General features: G+C 72.0%; 26 protein-coding genes. 12 read left to right on the top strand and 14 right to left on the bottom strand.

Annotated elements, in window-relative coordinates; all coding sequences use genetic code 11:
- The first annotated feature begins 163 nt into the window (after nucleotides 1-163).
- Nucleotides 164-1,015, top strand: a complete 852-nt coding sequence (locus tag QSJ97_RS11990; protein ID WP_285672006.1) for a hypothetical protein — start codon at nucleotides 164-166, stop codon at nucleotides 1,013-1,015.
- A gap of 44 nt (nucleotides 1,016-1,059) precedes the next feature.
- On the opposite strand, the gene QSJ97_RS11985 is transcribed toward QSJ97_RS11990, so the two are convergent.
- From QSJ97_RS11985 to QSJ97_RS11975, 3 genes are all read right to left on the bottom strand, one after another.
- Entirely contained in the window at nucleotides 1,060-2,010 is a 951-nt protein-coding gene (locus QSJ97_RS11985) for a hypothetical protein (RefSeq protein WP_285672005.1), read from the bottom strand.
- Between the two features lie 108 nt (nucleotides 2,011-2,118).
- Nucleotides 2,119-3,654, bottom strand: a complete 1,536-nt coding sequence (locus QSJ97_RS11980; RefSeq protein ID WP_285672004.1) for an ABC transporter substrate-binding protein — start codon at nucleotides 3,652-3,654, stop codon at nucleotides 2,119-2,121.
- A gap of 141 nt (nucleotides 3,655-3,795) precedes the next feature.
- Nucleotides 3,796-4,275, bottom strand: coding sequence for an SRPBCC family protein (locus QSJ97_RS11975; protein WP_285672003.1), 480 nt, complete (start codon nucleotides 4,273-4,275; stop codon nucleotides 3,796-3,798).
- Between the two features lie 204 nt (nucleotides 4,276-4,479).
- Here QSJ97_RS11975 and QSJ97_RS11970 point away from each other — a divergent pair, with 204 nt between their 5' ends.
- Complete coding sequence (locus QSJ97_RS11970) at nucleotides 4,480-6,138, top strand: ABC transporter permease (protein ID WP_285672077.1); 1,659 nt, start codon at nucleotides 4,480-4,482, stop codon at nucleotides 6,136-6,138.
- Between the two features lie 7 nt (nucleotides 6,139-6,145).
- Here the strand turns inward: QSJ97_RS11970 and QSJ97_RS11965 are convergent, their stop codons facing one another.
- From QSJ97_RS11965 to QSJ97_RS11945, 5 genes are all read right to left on the bottom strand, one after another.
- A complete protein-coding gene (locus QSJ97_RS11965) occupies nucleotides 6,146-7,060 on the bottom strand; it encodes a cation diffusion facilitator family transporter (protein ID WP_285672002.1) in 915 nt (304 codons plus the stop codon).
- Nucleotides 7,061-7,195: 135 nt separating this feature from the next.
- A complete protein-coding gene (locus QSJ97_RS11960; RefSeq protein ID WP_285672001.1) occupies nucleotides 7,196-8,209 on the bottom strand; it encodes a Fe(3+) ABC transporter substrate-binding protein in 1,014 nt (337 codons plus the stop codon).
- Nucleotides 8,210-8,348: 139 nt separating this feature from the next.
- Nucleotides 8,349-9,776: a sensor histidine kinase gene (locus QSJ97_RS11955; RefSeq protein ID WP_285672000.1), complete on the bottom strand. Its 1,428-nt coding sequence runs from the start codon at nucleotides 9,774-9,776 to the stop codon at nucleotides 8,349-8,351.
- A 57-nt stretch (nucleotides 9,777-9,833) separates the two neighbouring features.
- Nucleotides 9,834-11,267: a dihydrolipoyl dehydrogenase family protein gene (locus tag QSJ97_RS11950; protein WP_285671999.1), complete on the bottom strand. Its 1,434-nt coding sequence runs from the start codon at nucleotides 11,265-11,267 to the stop codon at nucleotides 9,834-9,836.
- On the bottom strand, nucleotides 11,260-12,063 hold the full coding sequence (locus tag QSJ97_RS11945; RefSeq protein WP_285671998.1) for a TVP38/TMEM64 family protein: 804 nt from the start codon (nucleotides 12,061-12,063) through the stop codon (nucleotides 11,260-11,262). The genes QSJ97_RS11950 and QSJ97_RS11945 overlap by 8 nt, the downstream gene beginning before the upstream one ends.
- A 241-nt stretch (nucleotides 12,064-12,304) precedes the next feature.
- Here QSJ97_RS11945 and rpmH point away from each other — a divergent pair, with 241 nt between their 5' ends.
- From rpmH to ttcA, 4 genes are all read left to right on the top strand, one after another.
- Nucleotides 12,305-12,439, top strand: a complete 135-nt coding sequence (gene rpmH / locus QSJ97_RS11940; RefSeq protein ID WP_285671997.1) for a 50S ribosomal protein L34 — start codon at nucleotides 12,305-12,307, stop codon at nucleotides 12,437-12,439.
- A gap of 15 nt (nucleotides 12,440-12,454) precedes the next feature.
- Nucleotides 12,455-12,913 carry a ribonuclease P protein component gene (gene rnpA, locus QSJ97_RS11935; RefSeq protein WP_285671996.1) on the top strand — a complete coding sequence of 153 codons (459 nt, stop codon included), beginning with the start codon at nucleotides 12,455-12,457 and terminating at the stop codon, nucleotides 12,911-12,913.
- On the top strand, nucleotides 12,910-13,140 hold the full coding sequence (yidD, locus tag QSJ97_RS11930) for a membrane protein insertion efficiency factor YidD (protein WP_285671995.1): 231 nt from the start codon (nucleotides 12,910-12,912) through the stop codon (nucleotides 13,138-13,140). The genes rnpA and yidD overlap by 4 nt, the downstream gene beginning before the upstream one ends.
- 61 nt (nucleotides 13,141-13,201) lie before the next feature.
- A complete protein-coding gene (gene ttcA, locus QSJ97_RS11925; RefSeq protein WP_285671994.1) occupies nucleotides 13,202-14,056 on the top strand; it encodes a tRNA 2-thiocytidine(32) synthetase TtcA in 855 nt (284 codons plus the stop codon).
- A gap of 84 nt (nucleotides 14,057-14,140) precedes the next feature.
- Here the strand turns inward: ttcA and QSJ97_RS11920 are convergent, their stop codons facing one another.
- The gene (locus QSJ97_RS11920; protein WP_285671993.1) at nucleotides 14,141-16,132 is read right to left on the bottom strand and encodes a DUF4214 domain-containing protein; all 1,992 of its coding nucleotides are present in this window, start codon (nucleotides 16,130-16,132) and stop codon (nucleotides 14,141-14,143) included.
- A gap of 70 nt (nucleotides 16,133-16,202) precedes the next feature.
- The gene (locus QSJ97_RS11915) at nucleotides 16,203-16,532 is read right to left on the bottom strand and encodes a hypothetical protein (protein WP_285671992.1); all 330 of its coding nucleotides are present in this window, start codon (nucleotides 16,530-16,532) and stop codon (nucleotides 16,203-16,205) included.
- A gap of 100 nt (nucleotides 16,533-16,632) precedes the next feature.
- Here QSJ97_RS11915 and QSJ97_RS11910 point away from each other — a divergent pair, with 100 nt between their 5' ends.
- Nucleotides 16,633-17,337 (top strand): NAD-dependent deacylase, encoded by a 705-nt coding sequence (locus QSJ97_RS11910; protein WP_285672076.1) that lies wholly within the window; start codon nucleotides 16,633-16,635, stop codon nucleotides 17,335-17,337.
- 44 nt (nucleotides 17,338-17,381) lie between these two features.
- Here the strand turns inward: QSJ97_RS11910 and rpmB are convergent, their stop codons facing one another.
- Complete coding sequence (gene rpmB, locus QSJ97_RS11905) at nucleotides 17,382-17,666, bottom strand: 50S ribosomal protein L28 (RefSeq protein WP_285671991.1); 285 nt, start codon at nucleotides 17,664-17,666, stop codon at nucleotides 17,382-17,384.
- Between the two features lie 145 nt (nucleotides 17,667-17,811).
- Complete coding sequence (locus QSJ97_RS11900; protein WP_285671990.1) at nucleotides 17,812-18,516, bottom strand: SDR family NAD(P)-dependent oxidoreductase; 705 nt, start codon at nucleotides 18,514-18,516, stop codon at nucleotides 17,812-17,814.
- 175 nt (nucleotides 18,517-18,691) lie between these two features.
- On the opposite strand from QSJ97_RS11900, the gene QSJ97_RS11895 reads away from it, so the two are divergent.
- A complete protein-coding gene (locus QSJ97_RS11895; protein WP_285671989.1) occupies nucleotides 18,692-19,384 on the top strand; it encodes an SDR family oxidoreductase in 693 nt (230 codons plus the stop codon).
- 30 nt (nucleotides 19,385-19,414) lie between these two features.
- On the opposite strand, the gene QSJ97_RS11890 is transcribed toward QSJ97_RS11895, so the two are convergent.
- A complete protein-coding gene (locus QSJ97_RS11890) occupies nucleotides 19,415-20,047 on the bottom strand; it encodes a peptidoglycan-binding domain-containing protein (RefSeq protein ID WP_285671988.1) in 633 nt (210 codons plus the stop codon).
- A gap of 288 nt (nucleotides 20,048-20,335) precedes the next feature.
- Here QSJ97_RS11890 and QSJ97_RS11885 point away from each other — a divergent pair, with 288 nt between their 5' ends.
- Complete coding sequence (locus tag QSJ97_RS11885) at nucleotides 20,336-20,758, top strand: Hpt domain-containing protein (RefSeq protein ID WP_285671987.1); 423 nt, start codon at nucleotides 20,336-20,338, stop codon at nucleotides 20,756-20,758.
- Between the two features lie 43 nt (nucleotides 20,759-20,801).
- On the opposite strand, the gene QSJ97_RS11880 is transcribed toward QSJ97_RS11885, so the two are convergent.
- Nucleotides 20,802-22,106, bottom strand: a complete 1,305-nt coding sequence (locus tag QSJ97_RS11880; protein ID WP_285671986.1) for a PP2C family protein-serine/threonine phosphatase — start codon at nucleotides 22,104-22,106, stop codon at nucleotides 20,802-20,804.
- A gap of 155 nt (nucleotides 22,107-22,261) precedes the next feature.
- Here QSJ97_RS11880 and QSJ97_RS11875 point away from each other — a divergent pair, with 155 nt between their 5' ends.
- From QSJ97_RS11875 to QSJ97_RS11865, 3 genes are all read left to right on the top strand, one after another.
- The gene (locus tag QSJ97_RS11875) at nucleotides 22,262-22,579 is read left to right on the top strand and encodes an STAS domain-containing protein (RefSeq protein ID WP_285671985.1); all 318 of its coding nucleotides are present in this window, start codon (nucleotides 22,262-22,264) and stop codon (nucleotides 22,577-22,579) included.
- Between the two features lie 37 nt (nucleotides 22,580-22,616).
- Nucleotides 22,617-23,108: an ATP-binding protein gene (locus QSJ97_RS11870; protein ID WP_285671984.1), complete on the top strand. Its 492-nt coding sequence runs from the start codon at nucleotides 22,617-22,619 to the stop codon at nucleotides 23,106-23,108.
- The coding region (locus QSJ97_RS11865) for an ATP-binding protein (RefSeq protein WP_285671983.1) at nucleotides 23,098-25,651 on the top strand (2,554 nt) is incomplete at its 3' end. The genes QSJ97_RS11870 and QSJ97_RS11865, both read left to right, overlap by 11 nt.

The raw sequence follows: 25,651 nt of genomic DNA, 5'->3' as shown, positions 1-25,651 counted from the left end.
CTCTGCCTGCACGGCGGCGGGCACAGCCTGCGCATGGAGCACATCGCCCATGGCTGGGCGGGGCTGGTGGCGGATGGCCGGCTCTGGCGCGTTTCGGTGGGACATGGTTAACCGATGGCGTGCTAGGGTGCCCGCGCCCGACCATGCCCCGACCGGAGGATCCATGACCCGCCCCGCGTCTGCCCGCATCCGCACTGCCATCGCAGTCCTCGCCCTGGCACTCCTGGCCCTCGCCCCCGCCGGGGCGCGGGCCGAGGCGCCGGAGGACCCGGTCTCCCGCCTGGTCGAGGCGGTGCACTTCCCCGAGCTGGCCGAAGGCGTTTCGCGCAGCTTCACCGGGCCGCCGGCGGCGCAGCTCGCGGAGACCTCCCCGGAGCTTGCCGAGGCCTGGACCGCGGCGGCGCCGCTGCATTTCCCGGCCGATGGCATCCTGGCGGATTTCCGCGGCATTCTCGCGGCGATGGCGCCGGCGACGGTGGCCCATATGCTCGCCTTTGCCGAGAGCGATCTCGGTGCCCGGATCGCCGATGCCGAGCGTGCGATGGCCGATCCGGAGGCGGTCGGGGAGCTGCTCTCCGAAGGCGGGGCGCGCTGGGACCGGCTCGGCGAGGAAGACCCGGCCCGGCGCGCGCTGCTGCGCGAGATCCAGGGCGCGACCCATGCGGTGGAGATCGGGGCGATGGCGCTCAGCAGCTTCAACATGGCGATGGCGCGGGGCATGCTGGCGGCCGGCGGCGCCGGACCGCGCCTCGGCGAGGCGGAGCTGGCGGAGGCCTGCCAGTGCGGGCCGGAGGCGTTCCGCGGGCTGCTGCAGGCGCCCTATGACGCGATCTATGCCGGGGCCTATGCGGGCTTCGACAATGCCGAGCTGGAACGCTATCGCGACTTCCTGCGGATGCCGGCCTCGGAGACCTATTTCGCCCAGTTCTCCGGCGGTTATGTCGCGATGCTGGAGCGCCGCGCCGGGGCCTTCGGCGAGGATGTCGCCGCGCGGCTGCTGCGCGAGCGGATCTGAGGGCGGGAACGCCGCCACCGCGCCGGCCGACGCGGCGGCAGGCGTCACGCGCCGAGCGCAAACTCCCCGAGGCTGGGAATGTGCCGTGCCTCGACATCGGCCCAGACATAGCCGCGGGCGGTGGCCGAGCCGATGCCGGGATTGCAGTCGAGCGGGTCGAGCTGGAACTGCGGCGCCTCCGGCGGCGCCTCGCCGATCTGCGGGAAGAGCGCGGCGAGGCGGGCGGTGTCGAGTGGCACCCGGCCGAGCCGCTCGGCGCCGAGCAGCGCCTGTGCCTCGGCGTCGCGCGCCGCCCAGCCGGCGAGCGGGCGGAACCAGCGCTGCAGGAGATGCGCCTGGCAGAGGAAGGGCGCGGCAAGGGAGGCGTCGAGATCCGGCGGCGGCTCGCCATGCGGGCGGTAGATCTCCAGCGGCGCCAGCAGGTAGCGCGCGAACATGCCGTGAAAGGCATGGCCCGCGGCGAGCACCGCGAAGGCCCGGCGTCCGTCCGGCGCGGCCTCGGCGCGGCTCGTGGCCGGGGTCTCGAGCACCGCCCGCGGGCGGTTGTGCTCGACCGTGAGATAGCTCCAGACCTCGCCGGCCCGCATCAGCAGCGGCTCCGGCGTCAGCAGCTTGCGGCGCACCGGGCGCCTTGCCGGCACTGCCCATTTCGCCCGGAGCTTCTCCAGCGCGGCGGCGCGCCGGCGCAGATCCGCCGGCGACATCCCGTGCGCCTCGTTCAGCCGGAGATCGGCGCCGCTCTCGATGATCCCGCCGGCCCTGACCATGAGCGCGGGATGGTCGATCCCGTGGCGGTGGAACTGGTCCGCCAGCACCAGCCAGAAGGCGGCGTCGTCGGCCTCGGCGGGCTCGTCCCCGAGCGCGAGGCCCTGCGCCGCGGCGAGCATCGCGAGGATCGCCTCCGGCTCCAGCGGCAGGCGCAGATGCTGCTCCACCGTCGCCTTCAGGTCGGCGGCGTGATCGGAGGCGTAAAGCCCGGTGCCCCAGGTGCCCATCGCAAGCCTCCCGTGCCGCGCATGAAAAAGGCCCCGGCCGCTGGGGCCGGGGCCTGATCGCCTGGCGCGCGCGGGCAGGGCCTCTGCCCCGCGCCGCGCGGCCCCGGTTCACTCGATGACGAGATCGCCGAGATAGGGGAAGTTCATCGCGTTGACGATGGCGGCAGCGCCGACGCCCTTCTTCGCGGCCCAAGCGAGATCCTGCCAGTGGAACGGCACGAAGGCGGCCTCGTCATAGAGGATCTGCTCGACCTCCTGCAGCATCGCCGCGCGCTTGGCCTCGTCGGTCTCGGTCAGGCTCGCCTCGGTCAGCTCGTCGACCTTGGCGTTGGAGTAGTTGCCCGAGTTGTACTGGCCGCGGCCGGTCTCGGTGTTCACCGTCATCGCCAGGAACTCGTAGAAGTTCGCCGAGTCCTCGGTGTCGGAGTGCCAGCCGATCATCATGATGTCGGCGGCGCGCTCGTCGAACTTCGGCCAGTACTGCGCCTTCGGCATGGTGGTCAGGTCGACCTCGATGCCGATCTTGGCGAGCATCGCCACGGAGGCCTCGCAGATCTTGAAGTCGTTCACGTAGCGGTTGTTCGGGCACATCATCGTGACCTTGAGCCCGTCGCCGTAGCCGGCCTCCTCCATCAGCTTCTTGGCCGCGGCCACGTCGAAGCGGGGCTTGAGGTTCGGGTTGTGGCCGAGATAGCCCTCGGGGGACATCTGCGCGGCGACGGTGCCGAAGCCCTTCATGATCTTGGCGACGATGCCCTCGTTGTTGATCGCATGCACGATGGCGTTGCGCACGCGGGCATCCTTGAAGGCCTCGACCCGGTCCTGGTTGAGCTGCAGCGTGATGATCCGGGTGCCGGTCATGGTGATGAGATCGACATTCGGGTCGTTCTCGATGCGCTCGAGATCGGTCGGCGGCACCGGGGCGATGAAGTCGACATCACCGGCCAGCAGCGCGGCGACGCGGGTCGGCGCCTCCTTGATCGGGGTCAGCACGATCTCCTGGACGTTGCCCGGGCTCTCGGTGTCCCAGTAGCCGGGGAAGCGCTTGAACACGACGCGCACGCCCTGCTCGCGCTCGACCAGGGTGAACGGGCCGGTGCCCGACATGTTCTGGCTGGCGAAGCTGTCGCCGTGCTTGATGATCTCGGCCTTGCCCTTGTAGAACTCGCTGTCCATCGGGAAGACATAGGTCGCGGTGTGCAGGACCAGCGGGCTCGGGCCCTCGGTCTTGAGCTCCACGGTGTGGCTGTCGATCGCGGTCATCGAGGCCCACTGCGCGAAGATGCCCTTGAAGTCGGGCGAGGTCTTCAGGCGGTCGAAGGTCCAGACGACGTCCTTCGCGGTCATCTCGCGGCCGGAATGGAACTTCACCCCTTCGCGGAGCTTGAAGCGCATGGTCTCGCTGTCGACGCGCTCCCAGGAGGTGGCGAGGCGCGGCTCGAAGGAAAGATCCTGCGTCCAGCGCACCAGCGGGTCGAAGACCATGTGGCTGAGCTGGAGCGTGCCGCCGGAGAGCTGCTCGTGCGGATCGAGCGAGACCGGGTCGGCGTCATAGGCGACTTTCAGTGTCTGTGCGGATGCCGGCGCGCCGAGCGCCAGCACGAGCGCCGCGGCTGCCGCGGCTATGGGGCGGAGAAAGGTCATGCGTACTCTCCCGAAATTGGCTCGTGCCAAAGAGATATTGTCGGTTCCCTGGCGCGCTTGGATGCGCACACTGCGCTGACCGTCCGCGCTCGCCCCGCGAATGTCAAGCTTGGGGGGAGGGCGCCGGACCGTGCCGCGATCTCAGCCCTCGAGCCCCGTCGCCAGTGCCGCGAGCTGGTCGAGCACCTGGCCCCAGCCGGTCTCGAAACCCATGGCGAGGTGCTGCGCGCGGCCGGCCTCGTCGACATGCAGCACCCGCATGGTGTAGCGCGTGCCGGCGCCTTCCGGCTCCAGCGTGACGATGCTGGTCATGAACGGCTTCGGTGCCGGGCGGAAGCCGGCGGTCATCGCATCGGTCGAGACGATGCGGGCGTTCTCCGCCGCCTCGAGGATGCAGCCGCGACTGGGCATCTCGGTGCCGTCCGGCAGGCGCATGGTCAGGTCGAAGGCGCCGCCGGGGCGCAGCTCGATGGCGCAGCAGGTGACCTCGACCGGCGACGGCGCGATCCAGCGCCGCAGCATCTCCGGCGCCGCCCAAGCCTGCCAGATCGCCGCCGGCGCCGCCGGGATCAGCCGCGAGATCGACAGCTCCGGCGCGCCGCCATCGGTTGCCACCGTCATCAAACCCTCCCTCGGCCAGCCGTGCCGCCTGCGGCGATCACGCTTTGCGCAACCCGCGCATTTGTCAAGCGGCGGGCATTGCAGACCCCATGGCCAATGCCCTAGCTAAACACTCAGGCGTGACACGGAGGCGGCATGGCCGGCAGCGGCGGGACCATCGAGGGGCAGGGCGGGCATGGCGCGGCGGCGGGCGCGCGCTTCCGGATGCGGGCCTCGGCGCTCGGCGGCAAGGCGGCGCGGGCGCTGGTCTGGCCGGCCTGGATCCTCGCCGCGCTGATCGCGGGGCCGGCGGTCTCGGTGGCGATCACCGCGGCCTTCGGCGATCTCGAGACCTGGAGCCACCTCGCCGCCACGGTGCTGCCGCGCTATGCGCTCACCACCTTCTGGCTGCTGCTGATCGTCGGCACCGGGGTCGCGCTGATCGGCACCGGCGCGGCCTGGCTGGTGACCGCCTGCCGCTTCCCCGGGCGCGGGCTCTTCGAGGTGGCGCTGGCGCTGCCGCTGGCCTTCCCGGCCTATGTGCTGGCCTATGCCTATACCGACCTGCTCGACCATCCGGGCATCGTGCAGTCGACCCTGCGCGACGTGACCGGCTGGGGGCCGCGGGACTACTGGTTCCCCGAGATCCGCTCGATGCCCGGCGCGGCGGCGATGCTGATCCTCGTGCTCTATCCCTATGTCTATCTGCTCGCCCGTGCCGCCTTCCTGCAGGGCTGCCCGACCGCGATGAACGTCGCGCGCACGCTCGGCTCGGGGCCCTGGTCGGCCTTCTTCCGGATCAGCCTGCCGATGGCACGCCCGGCGATCGTTGCCGGCATCGCGCTCGCCGCCATGGAGACCATCGCCGATTTCGGCACGGTGGCGCATTTCGGCGTGCAGACCTTCGCCACCGGGATCTACAGCGCCTGGTTCTCGATGGGCGACCGGGCGGCGGCGGCGCAGCTCTCCACCTGCCTGCTGATGCTGGCGCTGACCCTGGCCGGGCTCGAGCGCGCCCAGCGCGGCGCGGCGCAGCGCCACCAGGCCGGGCGGCGCTACGAGGCGCTGGGGGTGGCGCGGCTCACCGGCTGGCAGGCGGCGGCGGCGGTGACGCTCTGCGGCGTGCCGGTGATCTTCGGCGTGCTGGTGCCGCTGGCGATGCTGGTCAGCATGGGGGTGGACAGTGGCCAGAGCCCCTTCGAGACGCGCTATCTCGGCTTCGCCCGCAACTCGCTGGTGCTGGCGGGCTCGGCGGCCACGATCACCGTCCTGGCGGCGCTGCTGATCGGCTATGCCGAGCGCCTCGCGCCGGGGCGGGTCAGCCGCGCCGCGGCGACCATGGCCGGCATCGGCTATGCGATCCCCGGCGGGGTGATCGCGGTGGGGCTGCTGGTGCCGCTCGCGGCCTTCGACAACGGGCTCGACGCGCTGGCACGGGCGCATCTCGGGGTCTCCACCGGGCTGCTGCTCACCGGCACCATGGCGGCGCTGCTGCTCGCTTATTCCGTGCGCTTCATGGCGGTGGCGCTCAATGCCGTGGAGGCGGGGCTTTCGACGATCCGCCCGGCGATGGACCAGGCCGCGCGCACCCTCGGCCACGGGCCGGCGGCGACGCTGGCGCGGGTACATGCGCCGCTGCTGCGCGGCTCGCTGCTCACCGCCGCGCTGATCGTCTTCGTCGACGTGATGAAGGAGCTGCCGGCGACGCTGATCATGCGGCCCTTCAACATGGATACGCTGGCGGTGCAGGCCTATCGCCTCGCCGCCGACGAGCGGCTGGCGCAGGCCGCGGTGCCGAGCCTGGTGATCGTGGGCTTCGGCTGCCTGCCGGTGATGCTGCTGGCGCGCGAGATCCGGCGCTCCCGCCCGGGGCACGCGCGCTGATCGGGGCTCAGGCGCCGGGGCCGGCCGGGTCCTTGTGCACGATCACATCCGCGTCCGGCACCGCCGCCATGATCTTCCGGCGCAGCCGCGCGCCGATGTCGTGCGCCTCGCGCAGGCTGCGGGCGCCGTCGATCTCGACATGGATCTGCACGAAGATCCGCGAGCCGGAGCGCCGGGTGCGCAGGTCGTGGTAGCCGGCCAGCCCCTCGTGCCCCTCGGCGATGCCGCGGATCGTGGCTACGGTCTCCGCATCCGCCTCGCGGTCCATCAGCCCGTCCACCGCGCGCCGGCCGATGCGCAGCGCGCCGGCCAGCAGCATTCCGGCAGCCAGCAGGCTGAGCGCGGTGTCCGGCCAGGCGACGCTCCAGAGCCGGGAGGCGGCGAGCGCCGCGATGGCCGCGAGATTGGGCACCAGGTCTGAGAGATAGTGCAGCCGGTCCGCCGCGACGATCTGCGAGCCGGTGCGGCGCACCACGCGGGACTGCCAGAGCACCAGGCCGAGGGTCAGCATGCTGGCCGCCGCCATCACCGCGATGCCCGAGGCCTCGCTGCCGAGCATTGCCGGGTGGCCGATCCGGCCGAGCGCGCTCCAGGTGATCGCCGCGGCCGAGCCCGCCACCAGCAGCGCCTGTGCCAGCGCGAAGAGATCCTCCGCCGCGCTGTGGCCGAAGGCATGGTCCTCGTCCGGCGGGCGGGCGGCATAGAGGATGGCGGCGATCGCGCCGAGCGAGATCAGGAGATCGGCGGCGCTGTCGGCGAGGCTGGCGCCGATGGTCAGCGCGCCGGTGGCCAGCAGCCCCCAGAGCTTGAGCGCCACCAGCAACACCGCCACCGATGCCGCGGCGATCCCCGCCGAGAGCGCGAGGCGCAGCCGGCTGCCCTCGGCGGTCGGGCGCGCGTCCGTCGCGCGGTTGTCGGTCACGGGGGGCACCTCCGGAGTGCGGCCTGCTCGCGCCCCTCCTAAGCCCTGCGCCGCGGAACGGCAACGCCCGGCCCTCCAGCGGAGGACCGGGCGCGTCTCGGCCGGCATCGCGGCCCCCGGAGGGGCCGCGGCGGATCACTTGTAGCCGATCTCGTCGTAGATCGCCTGCGCCTGCGGCTGATACTCGCCGAGCGCCGAGAGGTTGAGCTCGTCGGCCTTGAACGCGCCGAGCTGCTTCACCGAGGAGGAGAGCCCGACGCCCTCGACCACCGGGAACTCGTCATTGCCTGCCGCGAAGTATTCCTGCGCCGAGTCGGAGACGAGATACTCGATGAACTTCACCGCGTTCTCGCGGTTCGGCGCATGCCGGGCGACCGCGGCGGCGGAGATGTTGACATGCGCGCCGTCGCCGTCCTGGTCGGGGAACACCCAGCCGATGCCGTCGATGCCGTCGGAGAGGTCGCGCACGTCCTTCCGCAGGCCGCGGGCGAAGTAGTAGGTGTTGGCGATGGCGATGTCGCACTCGCCGGAGACGATGCCGCGCAGCTGGTCGGTGTCGCCGCCCTGCGGCTCGCGGGCGCGGTTGGCCCAGAGGCCCTCGCCCCAGGCCTTGGCGGCCTCCGGCCCGTCATGCGCGATGCGCGAGGCCATCAGCGAGAGCATGTAGATGTTGGAGCTCGAGCGGGTGCAGATCATGCCCTTGTATTTCGGGTCGGCCAGGTCGGCATAGGTCTGCGGCGGCTCGGCGACGCGCTCCTTGGAATAGAAGATGATGCGCGCGCGCGAGGAGATGCCGAACCACAGCCCGCCCGGATGGCGCAGCGCCGCGGGCACGCGGGTGTCGAGGGTCTCGCTCTCCACCGGCTGCAGCAGCTCCGCCTCCACCGCGCGCCAGATCCGGCCGGCATCGACCGTGATCAGCACATCGGCCGGCGAGTTGGCGCCCTCGGCCTTCATCCGCTCGATCAGCGCGTCGGCCTTGCCTTCGATCCGGTTGATCCTGATGCCGGTCTCGGCCTCGAAGTCGGAATACAGCCGCTCGTCGGTGTCGTAGTGGCGGGAGGAGTAGAGATTGAGCTCGCCCTCGGCCATGGCCGGGGCCGCGAGCGCGACCGCGAGGGCGGCGGCGAGCAGGGCGTGACGGGTCATCTGGGTCTCCCTTGGGTCGGGCCGCGACGGGTTGCGCGGCCAATCCTGATCATGACGCTCGGGATTCAGCACAGAATAGCCGAGCAATCAAGTCGGATACGAGCCGGAGCGGCTGCGCGCTGCGGTCGCGGCGGGCGGATCAGCCGGCGCGGGCGGCCTCGCGCGCCGCGGTCCCGGCCGCTGCGCTGCGCGGCAGGCGGATCTCGAAGACGGTGCCTTCGGTGGTCGAGCGCAGCAGCTCGAGCCGCCCGCCATGGGCCGCCACCAGCTCATGCGCGATGGCGAGCCCGAGCCCGGTGCCGCCGCGCCGGGCGCCGCCGCGGAAGGGCTTGAAGATGTGCTCGCGCGCCCGCGCCGGAAGCCCCGGCCCGGTATCGGCGATGCAGATCCGCTCGAGCCCGTTCTCGCGGGCGGTGCTGACGGTGATCTCGCCGCGCCGGCCCGACTCGGCGAGCGCCTCCGCCGCGTTGCGCATCAGGTTGGCGATCACGCGGTAGAGCTGCTCGGGGTCTGCCGGCACCGTGTGCTCCCCCGGCACCTCGATGCGCACCGCCACCGGCACCGTGTCCGGCCCGAGGCCGAGGGTCTCCGCCACCTCGTGCACCAGCGCCGCCAGCGCCACCTCGCGCAGCTCCGGCGCGGTCTCCTCGGCGCGGCCGAAATCCAGCGTGCGCTGGCACAGGCGGATCGCCCGGTCGAGGGTGGCGAGCATCTTCGGCATCACCCGCACCACGGTCGGGTCTGAGGAGGTCTCCAGCCGGTCGAACAGCAATTGCTGCGCCGCCAGCATGTTGCGCAGGTCGTGGCTGATCTTGGCCAGCGCCTCGCCCAGCGAGGCCAGCCGCGCCCGCGCCTTCAGCGCGCCCTGCACGTCGCGCTGCAGCCCGGCCAGCGCCTGCTCGGCCTCGGCCAGCTCGCCGATCCTGGCCTTGGGCTCGATGATCCGGGTGGCGTCCTCGGGGTTCTGCTGGAAGCTCTTCATGCTGTCGATCACCCGGGTCATCGGCGCCACCACGGTGCGGCGGATCGCGAGGAACACCACCGCCGCGGTCAGCACCGAGATGATCAGCGAGAGCCGCAGGATGCGCAGGCCGTAGTCGAGCATCGCCGCGCGCAGCGGCGCCGCGTCGAGCGTGATCTCCAGCGCCTCGGCGCCCTGCGGCGGCATCCCGATCACCCGCACGTAATGCGGCCCCGGCGGCGAGGCCAGCCGCGACAGCGCATCGGCGACCAACTCCACCGACATCATGCTGCGCAGGTCGTAGGAGCTCTCGACCATCTGCGGCGGGTCCGGCGCCAGCATCATCGCCCGCGCGCCGTCGCGATGCACGACGATGGTCGAGACCTCGGCCTTCTCGAGCAGCGCCCGCTGCATGTCGAGATCCGGAATGCCCATCGGATAGGCCAGCATCACCAGCACCGCCATCTCGGCCCGTGCCAGCCGCTCGTTGAGATAGTCGATGCGAAAGCGCGCCACCGAGGGGATGAAGATCACCACCTCCACCAGCATCACGATGAGGAGCGTGACGATCAGCAGCCGCCCCGACACGCCGCGCAGGAAGCCCATTCCGTCCCCAGTGCCCGAGGTTTCCGCCAGACACCTTAGCCTGCGTATGAGAATGTGTCAGCCCAAATGGGCCAGCAGGCGGACGACGCGCTTGACCATCGGGCTCTCGAAGAGCCGGGGCCTGAAATAGGCGCCGGCGGCCTGCTTCGCGCTCTCGCCGAGGGTGGGATAGGCGGCGACATGGCCGGAGATGTCCTTGACCCTGAGTCCCTTCGAGAGCGCCAGCGACCAGATCTGGATCAGCTCGCCGGCATGGGGCCCGGCGATCCCGGCGCCGAGGATGCGGCCCTTCGGGCTGGCGATCAGCTTGACCAGGCCCTCGGTCTCGCCCTCGGCGATGGCACGGTCGTTGCCCGAGAAGGGCGCGCGGTGGATCTCCACCGTCTCGCCGCGCGTCGCCGCCCCGGCCTCGGTCAGCCCGACCTCGGCGATCTCGGGGTCGGTGAAGGTGACCTTCGGGAGGTGATCGTCCTTCGCGCGCACCGGGAGGCGGAACAGGGCGGAGCGCACCACCAGCCCGGCATGGTAGCTCGCGACATGGGTGAACTGCAGCCCGCCGGCGGCGTCGCCGATGGCATAGACGCGGGAATTGCTGGTCGAGCGCAGGCCCTTGTCCACCGTCACGCCGCGCGGGGTGTGCTCGACCTCGCCGGCCGCGAGATCCAGCCGCTCGAGGTTCGGCCGGCGCCCGGTGGCGACCAGCAGATGGCTGGCGGACACCTCGCCGCCGCCCTCGAGATGGAGCGTGACCGCGCCGGGCGCGCCGGAGACACGCTCCGCCTTGCCGGCGACGATCTCCACCCCCTCGGCGCGCAGCCGGTCCAGCGCCACCGCGGCCAGCTCCGGGTCATGGCCGCCGAGGGGCGTTGCCGCCTCGATCACCGTCACCCGGCAGCCGAGGCGGACATGCGCCTGCGCCATCTCCATGCCGATCGGCCCGCCGCCGAGGATCGCGAGGTGACCCGGGCGCTCGCGCAGCTCCCAGAGTGTCTCGTTGGTCAGGTGCGGCGTCTCGGCCAGCCCCGGGATCGGCGGCACGAAGGGGCCGGAGCCGGTGGCCACCACGAAGCGGCGCGCGCGGATGCGCTGCCCGCCGGCCTCGACCTCGCGCGGCGAGACGAAGCGGCCGGCGGCGCGAATCACCGTGCAGCCGAGCCGCTCGAAGCGTTCCTGGCTGTCATGCGGGGCGATGGCGTCGATCGCCGCCTGCACATGCGCCATGGCGCCGGCATAGTCGATCTGCGGTTCGGCCGGCGCGACGCCGAGCCCGCCCCGGCGCGCCTGCTCGGCGCGTTTCGCCGCGGCCAGCAGCGCCTTGGAGGGCACGCAGCCGTAGTTGAGGCAGTCGCCGCCCATCCGGCCGGCTTCCACCAGCACCACCGAGGCGCCCATCTGCACCGCGCCGGCGGCCAGGGAGAGCCCGCCCGAGCCCGCGCCGATCACGCAGAGATCCGGGGTCAGCACGGGGGCCTGTCCACCTGCATCAGGCATCGCTGTTCTCCTTCTTCGTGCCGAGCCCGAGGCCGAGCCGGCGCAGCACCACGGGCAGCGCCGCGAGCGCCGCCAGCCCGATCAGCGGGCCGAGGATATGCGGCTCGAAGATCACCCCGAGATCCGGCTTGCGGCCCTCGGCGATCTCGGTGCCGAGCCCGGCCCCCACCGAGGTGTAGACCACCGTCGCCGGCATGATCCCGAGAAATGTCGTCCAGACGAAGGTGCCGAGCCGCGCGCCGAGGAAGGCCGGCGCCAGGTTGGCCACCCAGAACGGCACCACCGGCAGCAGGCGCAGGATCAGCAGGAAGCTCACCTCGCCCTCGTGAAAGCCCCGCTCGAGCCGCCCGAGCCAGCCCTGCGCCCTGCTCTTCAGCCAGTCGCCGAGGGCGGTGCGCGCGGCGAGGAAGATTCCCGTGGCACCCAGCGTGGCCGCGGCGATCACCAGCGCCGCGCCGGTCCAGGTGCCGAACAGCAGCCCGCCGAGCAGCGTCAGCCAGATCGCACCGGGGATCGAGAACGCCACCACCAGCGCATAGGCCGCCACGAAGGCCAGCGCGGCGAGCGGATAGTTGGCGTCGCGCCAGCCGCGCAGCTCCTCGTAATGCGCCGCCAGCGCGTCGAAGCTCAGATAGTCGCTGGCAAAGACCAGCCCCGCCGCCGCACCGAGGCCGATCAGCAGCAGCGGCAGACGGCGCAGCCAGCCGCCGCGCCCTGCCGCACGCCGCGCGGGGGGGCATTCCGGGCAACTCTCTGTCGGCGCGGCCATGGCGCTCTCCTCGGTGATGTGGGTCATGGACCGGTCTCCTCCTGCGGCGTGACCCGACACATGGCCCATCCTATGCCGTCGGACCAGCGGCGGGGAGGCACTGTCACGCCGGCTTGATCCCGGGGTGAACGGGTGCATTCCGGGCGAGAGACCGGCCTTGCCAGATTGACAGCCGCCCGGCCTGCGGATATGCGACGTGATCCGAGATCACCGCCGTGCCTCGGCCCCCTTGCGGGGCCGCGCCGGCATCTGCGCTTTGGAGACGACAATGAAACGCACCTATCAGCCGAGCCGGCTCGTGCGCAAACGCCGCCACGGCTTTCGCGCCCGGATGGCAACGAAGAACGGCCGCAAGATCCTCAACCGGCGCCGCGCGCAGGGTCGCAAGAGCCTCTCTGCCTGACCGGCGGCGGTCGGCATGACCGCGCCCGGCACGCAGGAGACCGGCAGCGCCCCGCCCCCCGAGGGCCGGGCGCCGGTGCCCGGTTCCGCCTCCGGGATCGAGACGCTCAAGCTCCGCCGCGACTTCCTGGCCTGCGCCAGGGCGCGGAAATGGGTGGCCCCCGGGCTGATCCTGCAGGCGCGGCAGCGCGGGCCCGATGCGGCCGGCGCGCCGCGGCTCGGCTTCACCTGCTCCAAGAAGATCGGCAATGCCGTGACCCGCAGCCGCGCCAAGCGCCGGCTGCGCGAGGCCGCGCGCGCGGCGCTGGTGCCGGCGGCGCGCGACGGCTGGGACTATGTGCTGATCGGGCGGCCGGGGGCGACGGTGGCGCGGCCCTGGACCGTGCTCGTGGAGGACGTGGCGGTTGCGCTCGAGAAGGTGCACCGCCCGCCGAAACCGCGGCCCGCGGCCCGGCCGGGGAAGGGCGCGTCGTGAGCCCCGTGGCCTGGGTCCTCGCGCTGCCGGTGCGCGCCTATCGCCTGGTGCTCTCGCCCTGGGTGGGGATGCATTGCCGCTTCCAGCCGACCTGCTCGGCCTATGCGCTCGAGGCCCTGGAAACCCACGGGGCGGTCAGGGGCACGCTCCTCGTCCTGCGCCGCATCGGCCGCTGCCACCCCGGTGGCGGCGACGGCTACGACCCGGTGCCGCCGCCGCGCCGCTGATGCCGCCGCCGATGCGTCCCGCCCCTGTCCCGCCCGCGCCGGATCGGCTATAGCTCCGCCCATGCTCGATACCGCCACCGACGACCAGATCATCGCCCGCCTCTATGCCGGGGCACCGGACAGCCTGGAGTTCCGCAAGCTCCGGAAGCGGCTGCTGCGCGAGACCCGCGAGGCGCTCGCCGCCTATGCCATGCTGCCGGCGGGGGGCGAGCGCCCGCGCTGGCTGGTCTGCCTCTCCGGCGGCAAGGACAGCTACACGCTGCTCGCGGTGCTGCTCGAGCTGCGCTGGCGCGGGCTGCTGCCGGTGGACCTGCTCGCCTGCAATCTCGACCAGGGCCAGCCGGGCTTTCCCGCCACCGTGCTGCCGGAGTTCCTGGCGACGCTCGGCGTGGCGCACCGCATCGAGTACCGGGACACCTATTCCATCGTCACCGCGAAGGTTCCGGCCACCAAGACCTATTGCAGCCTCTGCTCGCGCCTGCGCCGCGGCCATCTCTACCGCATCGCGCGCGAGGAGGGCTGCCAGGCGGTGGTGCTCGGCCATCACCGCGACGACATCCTCGAGACCTTCCTGCTCAACCTCTTCCACGGCGGGCGGCTCGCGGCGATGCCGCCGAAGCTGCTGAACGAGGAGGGCGATCTCCTGGTGCTGCGCCCGCTCGCCCATGTGGCCGAGGCGGACTGCGCCCGCTTCGCCCGCGACATGGGCTTCCCGGTGATCCCCTGCGATCTCTGCGGCAGCCAGGAGGGGCTGCAGCGCGCCCAGGTCAAGGCGATGGTCGACGAGTGGGAGCGCCGCCATCCCGGCCGCCGCGCGGTGATGTTCAAGGCGCTGACCAATGCGCGCCCGAGCCACCTGGCCGACCCCGCGATCTTCGACTTCGCCGCCCTCGTGCCCGGCCTGCCGAAGGGCTGACCGCCCCCGCCTCCCATGGGTGGGCATGTGCTCGCGATGTCGCGGGCGTGACGGTGCAGGGGTGGGGGAGGCGGGGGCGCCGCCTCACACCAGCAGATCGTCCGCCAGCACGAAGACCCCGTTCTCCACCAGCGGCTGCGTGCGCTCGACGTTCTCGGTGCTGTCGGCGAAGAAGACCAGCAGCGCCTCCGGCGCGGTGCCGGCGGCGAAGGCATCGGTCCAGAAGGTCCGGCCGCCATCGTCCGGCCCGCGGCCGAGCACGTTCACGTAGAGCGCGTCGATATAGGTGTCGATCACCGCCTGGGCGGGGTCGTCGGCACGCAGATCGGCGCCGCTCACGCCGTAGCTTTCCTCGAATTCCAGGCTGTCGATGAAGAAGCCCGCGGCCTGCGCGAAGCTCACCGCGCCGCTGGCCAGCGCATCGACCCAGAAGCGCAGCCCGCCCTCGTCCGGCGTGCGCGCGAAGCCCGCCGAGTAGAGCCGGTAGCCGGACTCCACCGCCTCGGTGCCGAGGGCGAGGTCGTAGAGATAGTCGCCGTCCTCGAGGTCGATCCGCTCCACGTCGCGCAGCTGGTCGGTGCCCTCGGGGGTGGTCAGCGTCACCGTGCCGTCGCCGCCGAGGCTCGGCAGATGCGTCGCGCTGGTGCCGGCATAGACCGCGCGGTCGTCGCCCTGGCCGCCCTCGATGGTATCGTCGCCGGTGGTGGAGAAGATCACGTCGTCGCCGCTCAGCGCCTCGATCAGATCGGCGCCGCCGGTGCCGATCAGCGCCGGGTCGCTGCCGGGCGTTCCGGTGATCGCGTCCGAGCCGCCGACGCTGGCGATCTCGAGCATCGCGGCGGTCAGCGGCGTGCCGTCCTGCGGCGCGTGCAGGATGTCGACCGAGGTTCCGGCATCGAGCTGCAGCCGCGTGAGGTTGGAGAAGGGCTTGCTCGCGGTCGCCAGCACCGCTGCCGGATCGGCGAAGCCGAAGCCGGTGGAGACGCGGATGAGGTCCGCGCCGAGGTCGAAATCCTGCAGCGAGGCGCTGCCGTCGCCGGGCGCGACCGCGAAGATGTCGGCGCCGCCCTCGAGCAGCACGATATCGGTGCCCGGCCCGCCGCGCAGCAGATCGCCGCCCGCGCCGCCGAAGATCGTGTCGTCGCCGGCGCCGCCGTCGATCTCGTCGGCGCCGGCGTTGCCCTGGAGCTGGTCGTTGCCGGCACCGCCGTCGATGGTGTCGTCGCCGGCATTGCCGTCGACGAGGTCGTCGCCGCCGAGCGCCGCGAGCATGTCGGCCGCCGCGGTGCCGAGCAGCGGCACATCCGCCCCCTCGGTGGCGAGCGGGAAGGGCGCGCCCTGGGTGTCGAAACCGAGGATCTCGTAGCCGATATCGGCCAGCAGCGCCTTGTCGATCTCGGTCACCGTCTTGGCGGTGCCGGTGATGGTGATCGGATCCATCAGCACGCTGTCGCCGGCGAAGCCGTCGGCGACGTGGAGGCTCGCATCCAGCGGCACGCCCCCGGCGCCGACCAGTGCCACGGCATTGGGCCCCGCCGCCGCCCCGCCGGCGCCCATGACGCGGTAGATCTCCGCCGTGCCGATGCCGAGCACATGGCCGATCTCGTGCGCGGCGGTGGTGACGAAGTCGTTCATCCCCGGCACCGGGCCATCGGTGGCGAAGCTCCAGTTGCCGTCGGGCTCGAAGGTGATGCTGCCGGCCCAGGGCTCGAAATCGGTGGCCGGACCCTGGCCGCGGAAATCGCTGGCCACCCGCAGGTCGAGCGGATCGCCGAGACCGAAGCCGTCGAGGCTGGTGCCGGTCGGCCCAGCCAGGCCCAGCTCGCCGGTCAGCGGCGCGGCGCCGACGAACACCACCAGGTCGTCGATCGGCGCATCCAGCGTGACGGTGCGCACCGCGCCGCGGTTCGAGGGATCGGTGACGTCGAAGGAGATCCCCGCGGGCACGTCGTCGAACTCGTCAAGGATCACCGCCTCCCAGAGCGCCGCCGCCGTCTCCATCGCGGCACGGACGGCAGGATCGTCGAAGAAGCCGGTGCTGTCGAAACGGTAGTCGATCCGGATGTCGAAGGTCATGGGCGCGCTCCTCCGCAGCTGACGCTGGGGTCAGGATAACCCGGACCCGCCCCCGGCGGCCAGCGCGGGCTCAGCGCGCAAGCCGGCGGAAGGCGCTCTTGTCCCGCTCGGTCTGCTCGGGGTGCTCGGCCAGGGTCGGCGCGGCTTCCGGCGGGCTTCCCGCGGCCGCGTGCGCGCCGTTGACCTGCGCGGGCGGCTGCTCGGCGGTGAAGAGCGGGCTCTCGCGCGGCGCCCGCAGCGACGGCGAAGGGGCGGGGAGGCCGCTGTCCACAGCCGGGCGGCGAACGACCTCGGCAATCACCAGCTCGTCCCCGTCGCCGAGGCAGAGCCGCGCCACATCCCGGTCGGAGATCAGAAGACCCAGCCCGTCCCCGATCGCCCGAAGCTTCACCCTGTACATGGCATCACCCCTGAATTAAGGCGAAATTAAGGTAACCCGATTGCCTGATGCAACCATGCAGTTTGTCCCGGACCGGGGCGGCAACGACAGGGAGACGACCATGGAGCGCATCGTGATCCTGACCGGGGCAGGGGTCTCGGCCGAGAGCGGCCTCGGCACCTTCCGCGACAAGGGCGGGCTCTGGTCGCAGTACGACCTCGAGGATGTCGCGACCCCGCAAGGCTATGCGCGCGATCCGGAGCTGGTGCTCGGCTTCTACAATGCGCGCCGGCAGAACTGCCGCGCGGCCGAGCCCAATGCCGCCCATGCGGCGCTGGCACGCCTGCAGCGGGCGCGCGCGGGCGTGACGCTGGTCACCCAGAACATCGACGACCTGCACGAACGCGGCGGGGCGTCGGAGGTGCTGCACATGCATGGCGAGCTGATGCAGGCGCTCTGCGCGGCCTGCGGGCACCGCTGGGGCTGGAGCGGGGACATGGGCCTCGGCGATGCCTGCCCGGCCTGCGGCGCGGCTGGCACCGTGCGCCCGGATGTCGTGTGGTTCGGCGAGATGCCCTATCTCATGGACGAGATCTTCGCACGCCTCGCGGCGGCGACGCTCTTCGTCTCGATCGGCACCTCGGGCGCGGTCTACCCGGCCGCGGGCTTCGTCGACGAGGCGGCGGCGCAGGGCGCGGAGACGCTGGAGATCAACCTCGAGCCGAGCGAGGGCAGCCGGCTGTTCGAGCGGCAGATCCTCGGCCCCGCGACCGAGACCGTGCCGGCCTGGGTCGATGCGCTGCTCGCCGGTGGAGGAGGCGCCTGAGCGAGGCCGGGGCGCAGGCGGGCGCAGATCGCCCGCCGCTCCGATCAGTTGGCGAGGGCCGCCACGACCTGCTTCTTGACCTTGAGCGCGCGGGTCGAGAGCACCGCGTCGTCGCTCTTCACCAGGAAGGCATCGAGCCCGCCGCGATGGTCGACCGTGCGCAGAGCGGCAGCCGCCACGCGGAAACGGAAGGACCGGCCGAGCACGTCGGACTGCAGCGTCACCTGGTTCAGGTTGGGCAGCCAGCGGCGGTTGGTCTTGATGTTGGAATGGCTGACCTTGTGGCCCGTGGCCACGGCCTTGCCGCTCAATTCGCATCGACGGGACATGGTCTCGCTCTTTCCTCGGCAGATCGGGCCGCCGGACACCGCGCCGAAAAACGGTCGCGGCGCGCCCCTGCGGCCCCGTGAATCCAGAGGCGCCTGCCTAGCCCCTGCGGCGCCTCCGGTCAAGGCCCCGCGGCGGTTTAGCCGGTCAGAACCGCTCGACCCAGGGGCGCAGCTCGACCTCCCAGGCCCAGGCGCTGCGGTCCTGCTCGAGGAAGTGCCAGTAGCTGCGCGCGATGGCATCCGGGTCGAGCATCGAGTCGGGGCTGTCCGGGGCCTCGCTGCGCTCCGGCCGGCTGGCGCTGCGGATGCCGCCATCGATCACGAAATGCCCGACATGGATGCCCCTCGGGTGCAGCTCGCGCGCCATCGACTGCGCCAGCCCGCGCAGCGCGAACTTGCCCATCGCGAAGGGGGCGGACTGCGGATAGCCCTTGACCCCTGCCGAGGCACCGGTCAGGAGCACCGCCCCGTGGCCCGCCGGCAGCATCCGCCGCACCGCCTGCTGCGCCGCATAGAAGGCCCCGAGCGCGGTCACCGCCACGGCCTGCGCCACCGCCGCGGGGTCGAGTTCGGCGATCGGCCCGCGCACCCGGGCGGAGGGGTTGTAGACCAGCACGTCCGGCGCGCCGGTCTCGTCGAGTTCCTCGAAGAGCGCCGCGACCTGCCCGGCATCCGAGGCGTCGCAGGCATGGCGGCTCGCCCCGGTCTCCGCCGCCAGCGCCGAGAGATCGCCGGGGTCGCGGGCGGCCAGCGCCACCCCCAGCCCCCTGGCCGCGAAGAGGCGGGCGAGGCTTGCCGAGAGCCCCGATCCGGCGCCGATGATCAGCGCGCGTCGGTGGGTGGGCGTCATGGAGCACCTCCTGCGCGGCATCGCTCCCGAGGCCGCATCCCAGCCTAGCGGCCCGCCCCGGCCGCGCGCAAGCCGCCCGCCCGCGCGCCGGCCTGCGGTCAGGTGGCCGCGTTGACCTCCGCCGGCGGCTGGCCGAGACTGTGGCGCAACATCGGGCAAGGGCGGAGGCGCAGGCATGGCGCAGACCATTCTCATCACCGGGGCCAACCGGGGCATCGGGCTGGCGCTGGCGCGGCAGGCGCATGCGCGCGGCGACAGCGTGATCGCCACCGCGCGGCGCCCGGGCGAGGCCGAGGCGCTCAACGCGCTGACCCGCCGCAGCGGCGACATCACGGTGGTGGGGGCCGACGTCACCAGCCCCGAGCAGCTCGCAGGCATCGCCGCCGCCGAGAAGCGCCCGATCGACCTCGTGGTCTGCAATGCCGGGCAGTATCATGCCCGCGGCGCGCTCGACGATCCGGCATACACCGCCGAGGCGTGGTCCGGCACGCTGATGACCAATGTCGCCGGCGTGTTCTTCACGGTCCGGGCCTTCCTGCCCAACCTGCTGGCGGCATCCGCCGGCCGCGTGGCGGTGATCTCCTCGATCATGGGCTCGTCGGCGCGGGCCAAGGGCAATGCCTACATCTACCGCGCCTCGAAGGCGGCGGCGACCAACCTGGCCTGCAACCTCGCGGCGGAGCTCGCGCCGCAGGGGATCGCCGTCGGCGCCTATCACCCGGGCTGGGTGCGCACCGACATGGGCGGCGCCGCGGCGGATGTCGCGGCCGAGGACAGCGCGAAGGGCCTGCTCGCGCGCTTCGATGCGCTCGGGCTCCAGAGCACCGGCACGGTCGAGGATTTCGAGGGCAACCCGATCCCCTTCTGAGCCGCGCGGCAGGGGCGCCGCGCGCTCCCCTCAGCTCACCGCGTCGATGACCTTCTTCACGTCCTTGTCGGCGTCGATCATCGCCTGCTGGTTCTTGCGCAGCCTGTCGAGCACCTTCTCGGCCTGCTTGTGATCGGCCTCGATGGTCTTGAGCAGCTCGCGCGCCTTGGCCGGGTTGGTCTTGGCCAGGGTCTCGAAGGTCTTCTGATTCGCCGCGATCTTCTGCGCGATGGCGAGCCACTCGGTGAAGTAGGCCTTGTTCTCGTTGATCAGCTTCGCCACCGTATCCTGTGCTGCCTTGGCCCGGGCCAGCAGCTCCTGCAGCGTCTTCTGCGCTGCCGCGAGCTCCCTGCTGCGGTCCTCGAAGCCCTTGCGGTTGTTCTCGAGCACCTTCTGGTTCTTCTCCAGCCGGCTCTTGTAGTCCTCCACCGTCATCTTCGGCGGCGGCTCGCCACCGGCCTCGAGGCGCTTGCGGGTCTCGGCGTCGTAGACCCCGGTGATCTTCACCTCGACATGCTTCTGGAACTTCTTGACCGCGGCTTCCGTCTTCGGCCCGAAAATCCCGTCCACCACCAGCTTGACGCCGAGCTTCGGCACGGCATTGAGCTTCTTCTGCAGGTCCTTGACCTCGTTGCCCTGGTCGCCTCGCTTCAGATTAGCCACAATTCGCTCCCGATTATTGCCTTGTCGGGAGCATCAAGGGACAGCTTTTGCCGCTGGTCAACCGGTTTGGTTGATGGATCGAACCGTTTTCATGCCATCCCGTCCGTCCATTTCCCGTGTGCACCGGCGCCGTATCGTGGATCGGGGCGCGTCATGGTTTCCGGCGAGGCCTCACGAACCGTTGCGTTTACGGATTTCTTACCAGCCTGCCTAACGCCCGCATTACCGTTAGCAGGCTAACGTCTTCCCGTGATCCGATGTGGCGATTGGAGTGATGTGGAGGTGACCATGGGTGAGTCCGGGATCGGGCTGGAGAACGGGGCAGGGCCGGGGGCGGCGATGGCGCCGCCGCAGCAGCGGGGGGCGACCGAGCTGGATCGCGAGCTGATCGGCGAGCTGGTCGAGAGCTATGGGGTGGAACTGGTCGGCGAGCTGAGCGCGAGCCTCCGGGCAGAGGCGGCGGAGGATCTCGCGCGGCTCGATGCGGCGATCGCCGGCGGCGACGTCGCCGAGGCGGCACGGCGGCTGCATTCGGTGCGGGGCGCGGCGCTCAATCTCGGCTGCCTCGGCTTCGCACGCTGCGCGCAGCACTGGGAGAAGGCGGCGGAGGCAGGGCGGCTGCCCGGGCTCGAGGAGCGCTGCATGCTGGGCGCACTGCTCGAGGTCTCGCTTGCCGAGCTCGAGCGGGTCACGGCGCTGGCGGCGGCCTGATGCCGTGGCTCATCCGGGGCCCAAGCCGTGGCCCATCCGGGGCTCAGCCGGCGCGCCGCAGCGCGCGCGCGTCGGCCGGGCGTTCGACCAGAACGGCGGAGATGTCGTCCTCGAAGCCGGCACCGCCGGTTTCCTCGGCCAGGCTCTCCATCAGCACGCGCATCAGCGCATCCGGGGCCCGGTCGCCGGCGCGCCCGATGAGCCGGGCCAGGCCGGCGGCCTCGATCATCGTGCCGTCCGGCCGCTCCGCCTCGGCGATCCCGTCGGAGTAGAGCAGCAGCCGCTCGCCGGGGGCCAGCGTGAGGTGCTCGTCCGAATAGGGCAGGTCCGGCAGCAGGCCCACCGGCGGGCCGCCGCGGCCGTGGAAGCGCACCCTGCCGCCGGCCCCGAGAACCGCCGGCGCGGTGTGCCCGGCCTGGCAGAAGGTGGTGGCGCCGGTCTCGAGATCGATCACCGCCAGCACCATGGTGAAGTAGAGATCGTGCTTGCCGCTGCTCAGCAGCCGCGCGTTGAGCTCGGCCACCACCTCGGCGGGGCTGCGAACCGCATGGCCGCCGGCCTCGGCGCGAAAGGCGATGTTGTCCGCCGGATCGGCGCCGCTGAGCAGCTGCGCGAGATGCACCGTGCGCAGCGCCGCGGCAACGCCGTGCCCCGAGACATCCACCGAGAAGACACCCACTCCGCGCTGCCCGATCGGGAAGTAGCCGACAAGGTCGCCGCCGACATGGCCCGCCGCGCGATAGGCCACCGCGCAGGCCGCGCCGTTGCAGGCGCCGAGCGCCGGCGGCACCAGCTCGGCCTGCAGGAGGCTCGCCATCGCCAGATCGCGGTCGAGCATCTCGTGCGCCGCCTTCAGCCGGCCATAGGCGGCGGCGGTCTCGGCGCGCTGGGCGATCAGCCGGGCCTGCATCCGGACGATCCGTTCCCCCGCCAGCAGCCGTGCCATCAGCTCGGTCTCGTCCACCGGCTTGGTGAGGAAATCGTCGGCGCCCGCCTCGAGCCCGCGGGCGATGTCGGCGCGCTCGTGCTTGGCGGTGAGCAGGAGCACGTAGACATGCGGCCCGTCGGCCGCGGTCTCGGCCCGCAGGCGCTGGCAGAGCTCGGGGCCGGTGAGGCCGGGCATGATCCAGTCCGAGATCACCAGGCGGATCGGCTCGGCGCGCAGCAGCGCGAGCGCGTCACGGCCGTTGTCGGCCTCGATCACCTCGTATCCCCTGCCGCGCAGGAGGGTGCGGAGCAGCAGCCGCTGGGTCTTCGAATCGTCCGCCACGAGGACACGGCGAGACAGGGGCGCCTCCGGGGGCACCTCCGCCGGTCCCGCCCCCGTCGCCGCCAATGGCACGGTCATCGCATTCGCCCTTCCGACTGGCCCGCAGGCCGGTTCGCTGCAGCTTGCCGGTGATCGCTTAAGCCATCGTTAATGGGGCATTCGCGACCCATTGGGGAAATCTTAACCCAGAAGCGCGACCCTGCCGGGATGGAAAGGCCAACGGGAGCGGTCGCATGATCGAGACGCGGGAAATCGACGACATGCTGGTGGCGCGGGTGCTGCGGCGGCGGCTCGATGCCGAGGTCGCCCCGGATCTCAAGGCGGCGCTGATCGACCTGGCCGATGCCGTGCCGGGCCGGCTGGTGGTCGATCTCGGGGCCGTCGAGTTCATCGACAGCTCGGGCCTCGGCGCGCTGGTCGGCGTGCTCAAGCATTGCGGCGCAAGCGAGCGGCTGGAGCTGGCAGGGCTCAGCCGGCCGGTCCGCCGGGTGTTCGACCTCACGCGGATGACCGGGGTCTTCCGCATCCGGGAGTTCGCGCCGGCGCGGTGAGCCCCTGCGCGGCTCGCCCGAAGCGGAGGAGAGCCCTGTGTCGGACGGTGCCTGCGATCTTCGGGCCTGCGCGGCCGTCGAGATCACCAGCGAGCTCGGATGCATCGGCCCGGCGGTGGAGCGGCTCTTCGCGCCGCTGGCCGGCAGGCTGGAGGGCGAGGGCGCCGTGGCAATCCGGGCCGAGGAAATGCGCCTCTGCCTGGCCGAGGCGCTGAACAACTGCGTCGAGCACGGCTATCGCGGCATGCAGGGGCGGCCGATCCGGGTCGAGCTGAGCCTGCGCGGTGCCTGGCTCGCGATCCGCGTCGCCGATCGCGGCATGCCGCCGCCCGGCCGGCTGCTGGCGGGCCCGCCGCCTGCCGATGCGGCGGCGCCGGGCCAGGATGCGGCGCTGGCCTCGGGCAACCCGGCGGCGCTGCCCGAGGGCGGCTGGGGCTGGGCGCTGATCCGGCACCTCGCCGACGATGTCCGCCTCGAACGCCGCGATGGCTGGAACATCCTGACCATGGAGCGCCGCCTTGACCGCTGACGCACAGAACCGGCGACGACGCTTCCGTCCGCACTGGCTCGCGGTCAACCGGCTGCGCTTCAAGTACAGCCTCGGGCTCGCGCTGATCGCCTGCCTCGCGGTAGCCTCGCTGGCCGTGCTGGCGCCGCAGATGACCCGGCAACCCGCCGCGGCGCGCGAGATCCGCCTGGCCGCCGAGCAGGCCCATCACCTGCGCCGCGCCGCTGATATCGCCGCCGCGCTCACCGCCGCACCGCCCGTCGCCGCCGCCGATCTGCGCCCGGCGCTGGCCGAGACACGGCGCGCGCTGGCACGCGCCCACGCGGTGCTGACCCGCGCACCCGGCGCCGCCGAACGGCTACCCGGCCGGCTGCCCGGCAATCTCGCCGCACGCTATGCCGGGGCGGAGGGGCTGGATGCACGGCTCGCCGCGGCGCTCGGCCAGCTCGCCCGGGGCCAGCCGCCGCCGCCGGAACTGGTGCTCCATCTGATCGACGATCTGGAAGCGATGGCCGCGCTGCACGAGGCGGCGGCGCTCGGCCGACTGGAACGGCTGGGTCTCGCGCAGCGCGTGATGCTGCTGCTCCTGCTCCTCGTGCTGATCGCCGAGGCGGCCTTCGTGTTCCGGCCGATGGAGCGTTCGATCGCCGAATCGGGCGAGAAGATGCACGAGATCTTCTCGGTGATGGGGCAGGGCGTGCTGGTCACCGATGCCGAGGAGGCCGTGGTCTTCCACAATGCCCGCCTCGGCGAGCTGCTCGAATGCCCCGAGGGGTGGAACCCCAACGGCCAGCAGATCGCCGATGTGATCGGCATGTTCGCCGACCGGGGCGATTATGGCCCGCGCCTGCTGCCGGGCGAGCCGTTCCGCCCGGAGCTCTACATGTCCGGCGATTTCGAGGGGATCTACCACGAGACGCTATCGGGCAAGACGATCTCGGTCGCCACCACCGAGCGGAAGGGCGGCGGCTGGGTGTTCTCCTTCACCGACATGACGCGCCAGAAGGAGCAGGCCCGCACCCTCGCCGCCGCCGAGCGCCAGGCCGCGGCCAACGAGGCGCGCGCGCGGGAGCTTGCCATCGTCGCCGAGCACACGCTCGACATGGTGATCCTGCTCGACCGCACCGGGCGGATCACCTGGGTCAACAACGCCTTCACCGGCTTCACCGGCTTCGCCAGCGCCGACGTGATGGGCCATCCGCTCTCGGTGCAGTTCGGCGAGGACACCTCGGCGGATGCCTATGCCGAGCTGACCGACGCGATCGGCGCCAACCGCTCCGCCGCCTGCGAGCTGCTGCTCTATTGCCGCGACCGGCGGCACTACTGGGCCGATGTCACGCTCAGCCCGGTGCTTGCCGAGGATGCGCCGGAGGAGGTGATCTGCTTCATCTGCTCGCAGCGCGACGTTACCCGCCGCCGCCAGATGCAGGACAAGCTCGCCGCCTCGGAGGCCCATGCCATCGAGTTCGCGCGCCGCGCCGAGGCCGCGAGCCAGGCGAAATCGACCTTCCTGGCCAACATGTCGCACGAGATCCGCACGCCGATGAACGGCATCATCGGCATGACCGAGCTGCTCTGCGAGACCGGGCTGTCGCCGGACCAGAAGGTCTATGCCGAGACCATCCGGCAATCCGGCGAGGCGCTGCTGGTGATCATCAACGACGTGCTCGACTTCTCCAAGATCGAGGCCGGCAAGCTGGTGATCGAGCCGGCGCCCTTCGATCTGCTCACCGCGGCGGAGGATATCGTCGCGCTGTTCTGGGCGCGGGCGCAGCAGAAGGAGATCGGCCTGGTGCTCGACTACGACCCCGAGCTGCCGGCGGGCTTCGTCGGCGATCTCGGGCGGATCCGGCAGATCGTCATCAACCTGGTGGGCAACGCGGTCAAGTTCACCGACCGCGGCGGGGTGCGCCTCTCGGTTACCGGCGTGGTGGAGCATGGCAGCGCCGTGGTGGAGATCGCGGTGAGCGACAGCGGCATCGGCATCCCGCGGGCGCAGCTGCCGATGATCTTCGGCGAGTTCGTGCAGGCGGACCAGACTTCGCGGCGGAAATTCGAGGGCACCGGGCTCGGCCTCGCGATCACCAAGCGGCTGGTCGATGCGATGGACGGGGATATCTGGGTCGAGTCGGAGCATGGGGTGGGCACCAGCTTCACGCTCCGCCTGCCGCTCCCGGTGGATGCGGGGGCGGTGCCGGCGGAGCCCGCGGAGATCGCCGCGCTGGCGGATCGCTGCGTGCTGGTGGCGACCGCCGAGGCCGGCCTGCGCGACGAGCTGGCCGGGCGGCTCACCCGCTGGGGGCTGCGGATCGTCAGCGCCGACGATCCCGGAGCGCTGGCGGGCCTGCCGGAGAATCTGGCCGTCGCGGTGATCGACGAGGGCTTCGGCCTGCCGGCGGAGGGGCTGGGCTGCCCGGCGGTCCTGCTGACCGATGCCGGGCTCGACGACGAGCGTGAGCGGGCGGGCGCCTGCCCCGGCGCGCCCTTCGCCCGCTGCCCCAAGCCGGTGCGCCTGCCGCTGCTGCGCAATGCGGTGCTCGCGGCGCTCGACCCGGCCGGCCATG

The sequence above is a fragment of the Paralimibaculum aggregatum genome (genome assembly GCF_030270585.1).
GTDB classification, from domain to species: Bacteria; Pseudomonadota; Alphaproteobacteria; order Rhodobacterales; family Rhodobacteraceae; genus Thermohalobaculum; species Thermohalobaculum aggregatum.
Note: the sequence above shows the minus strand (reverse complement) of the source record. Positions and strands in the feature narration are given on the sequence as shown.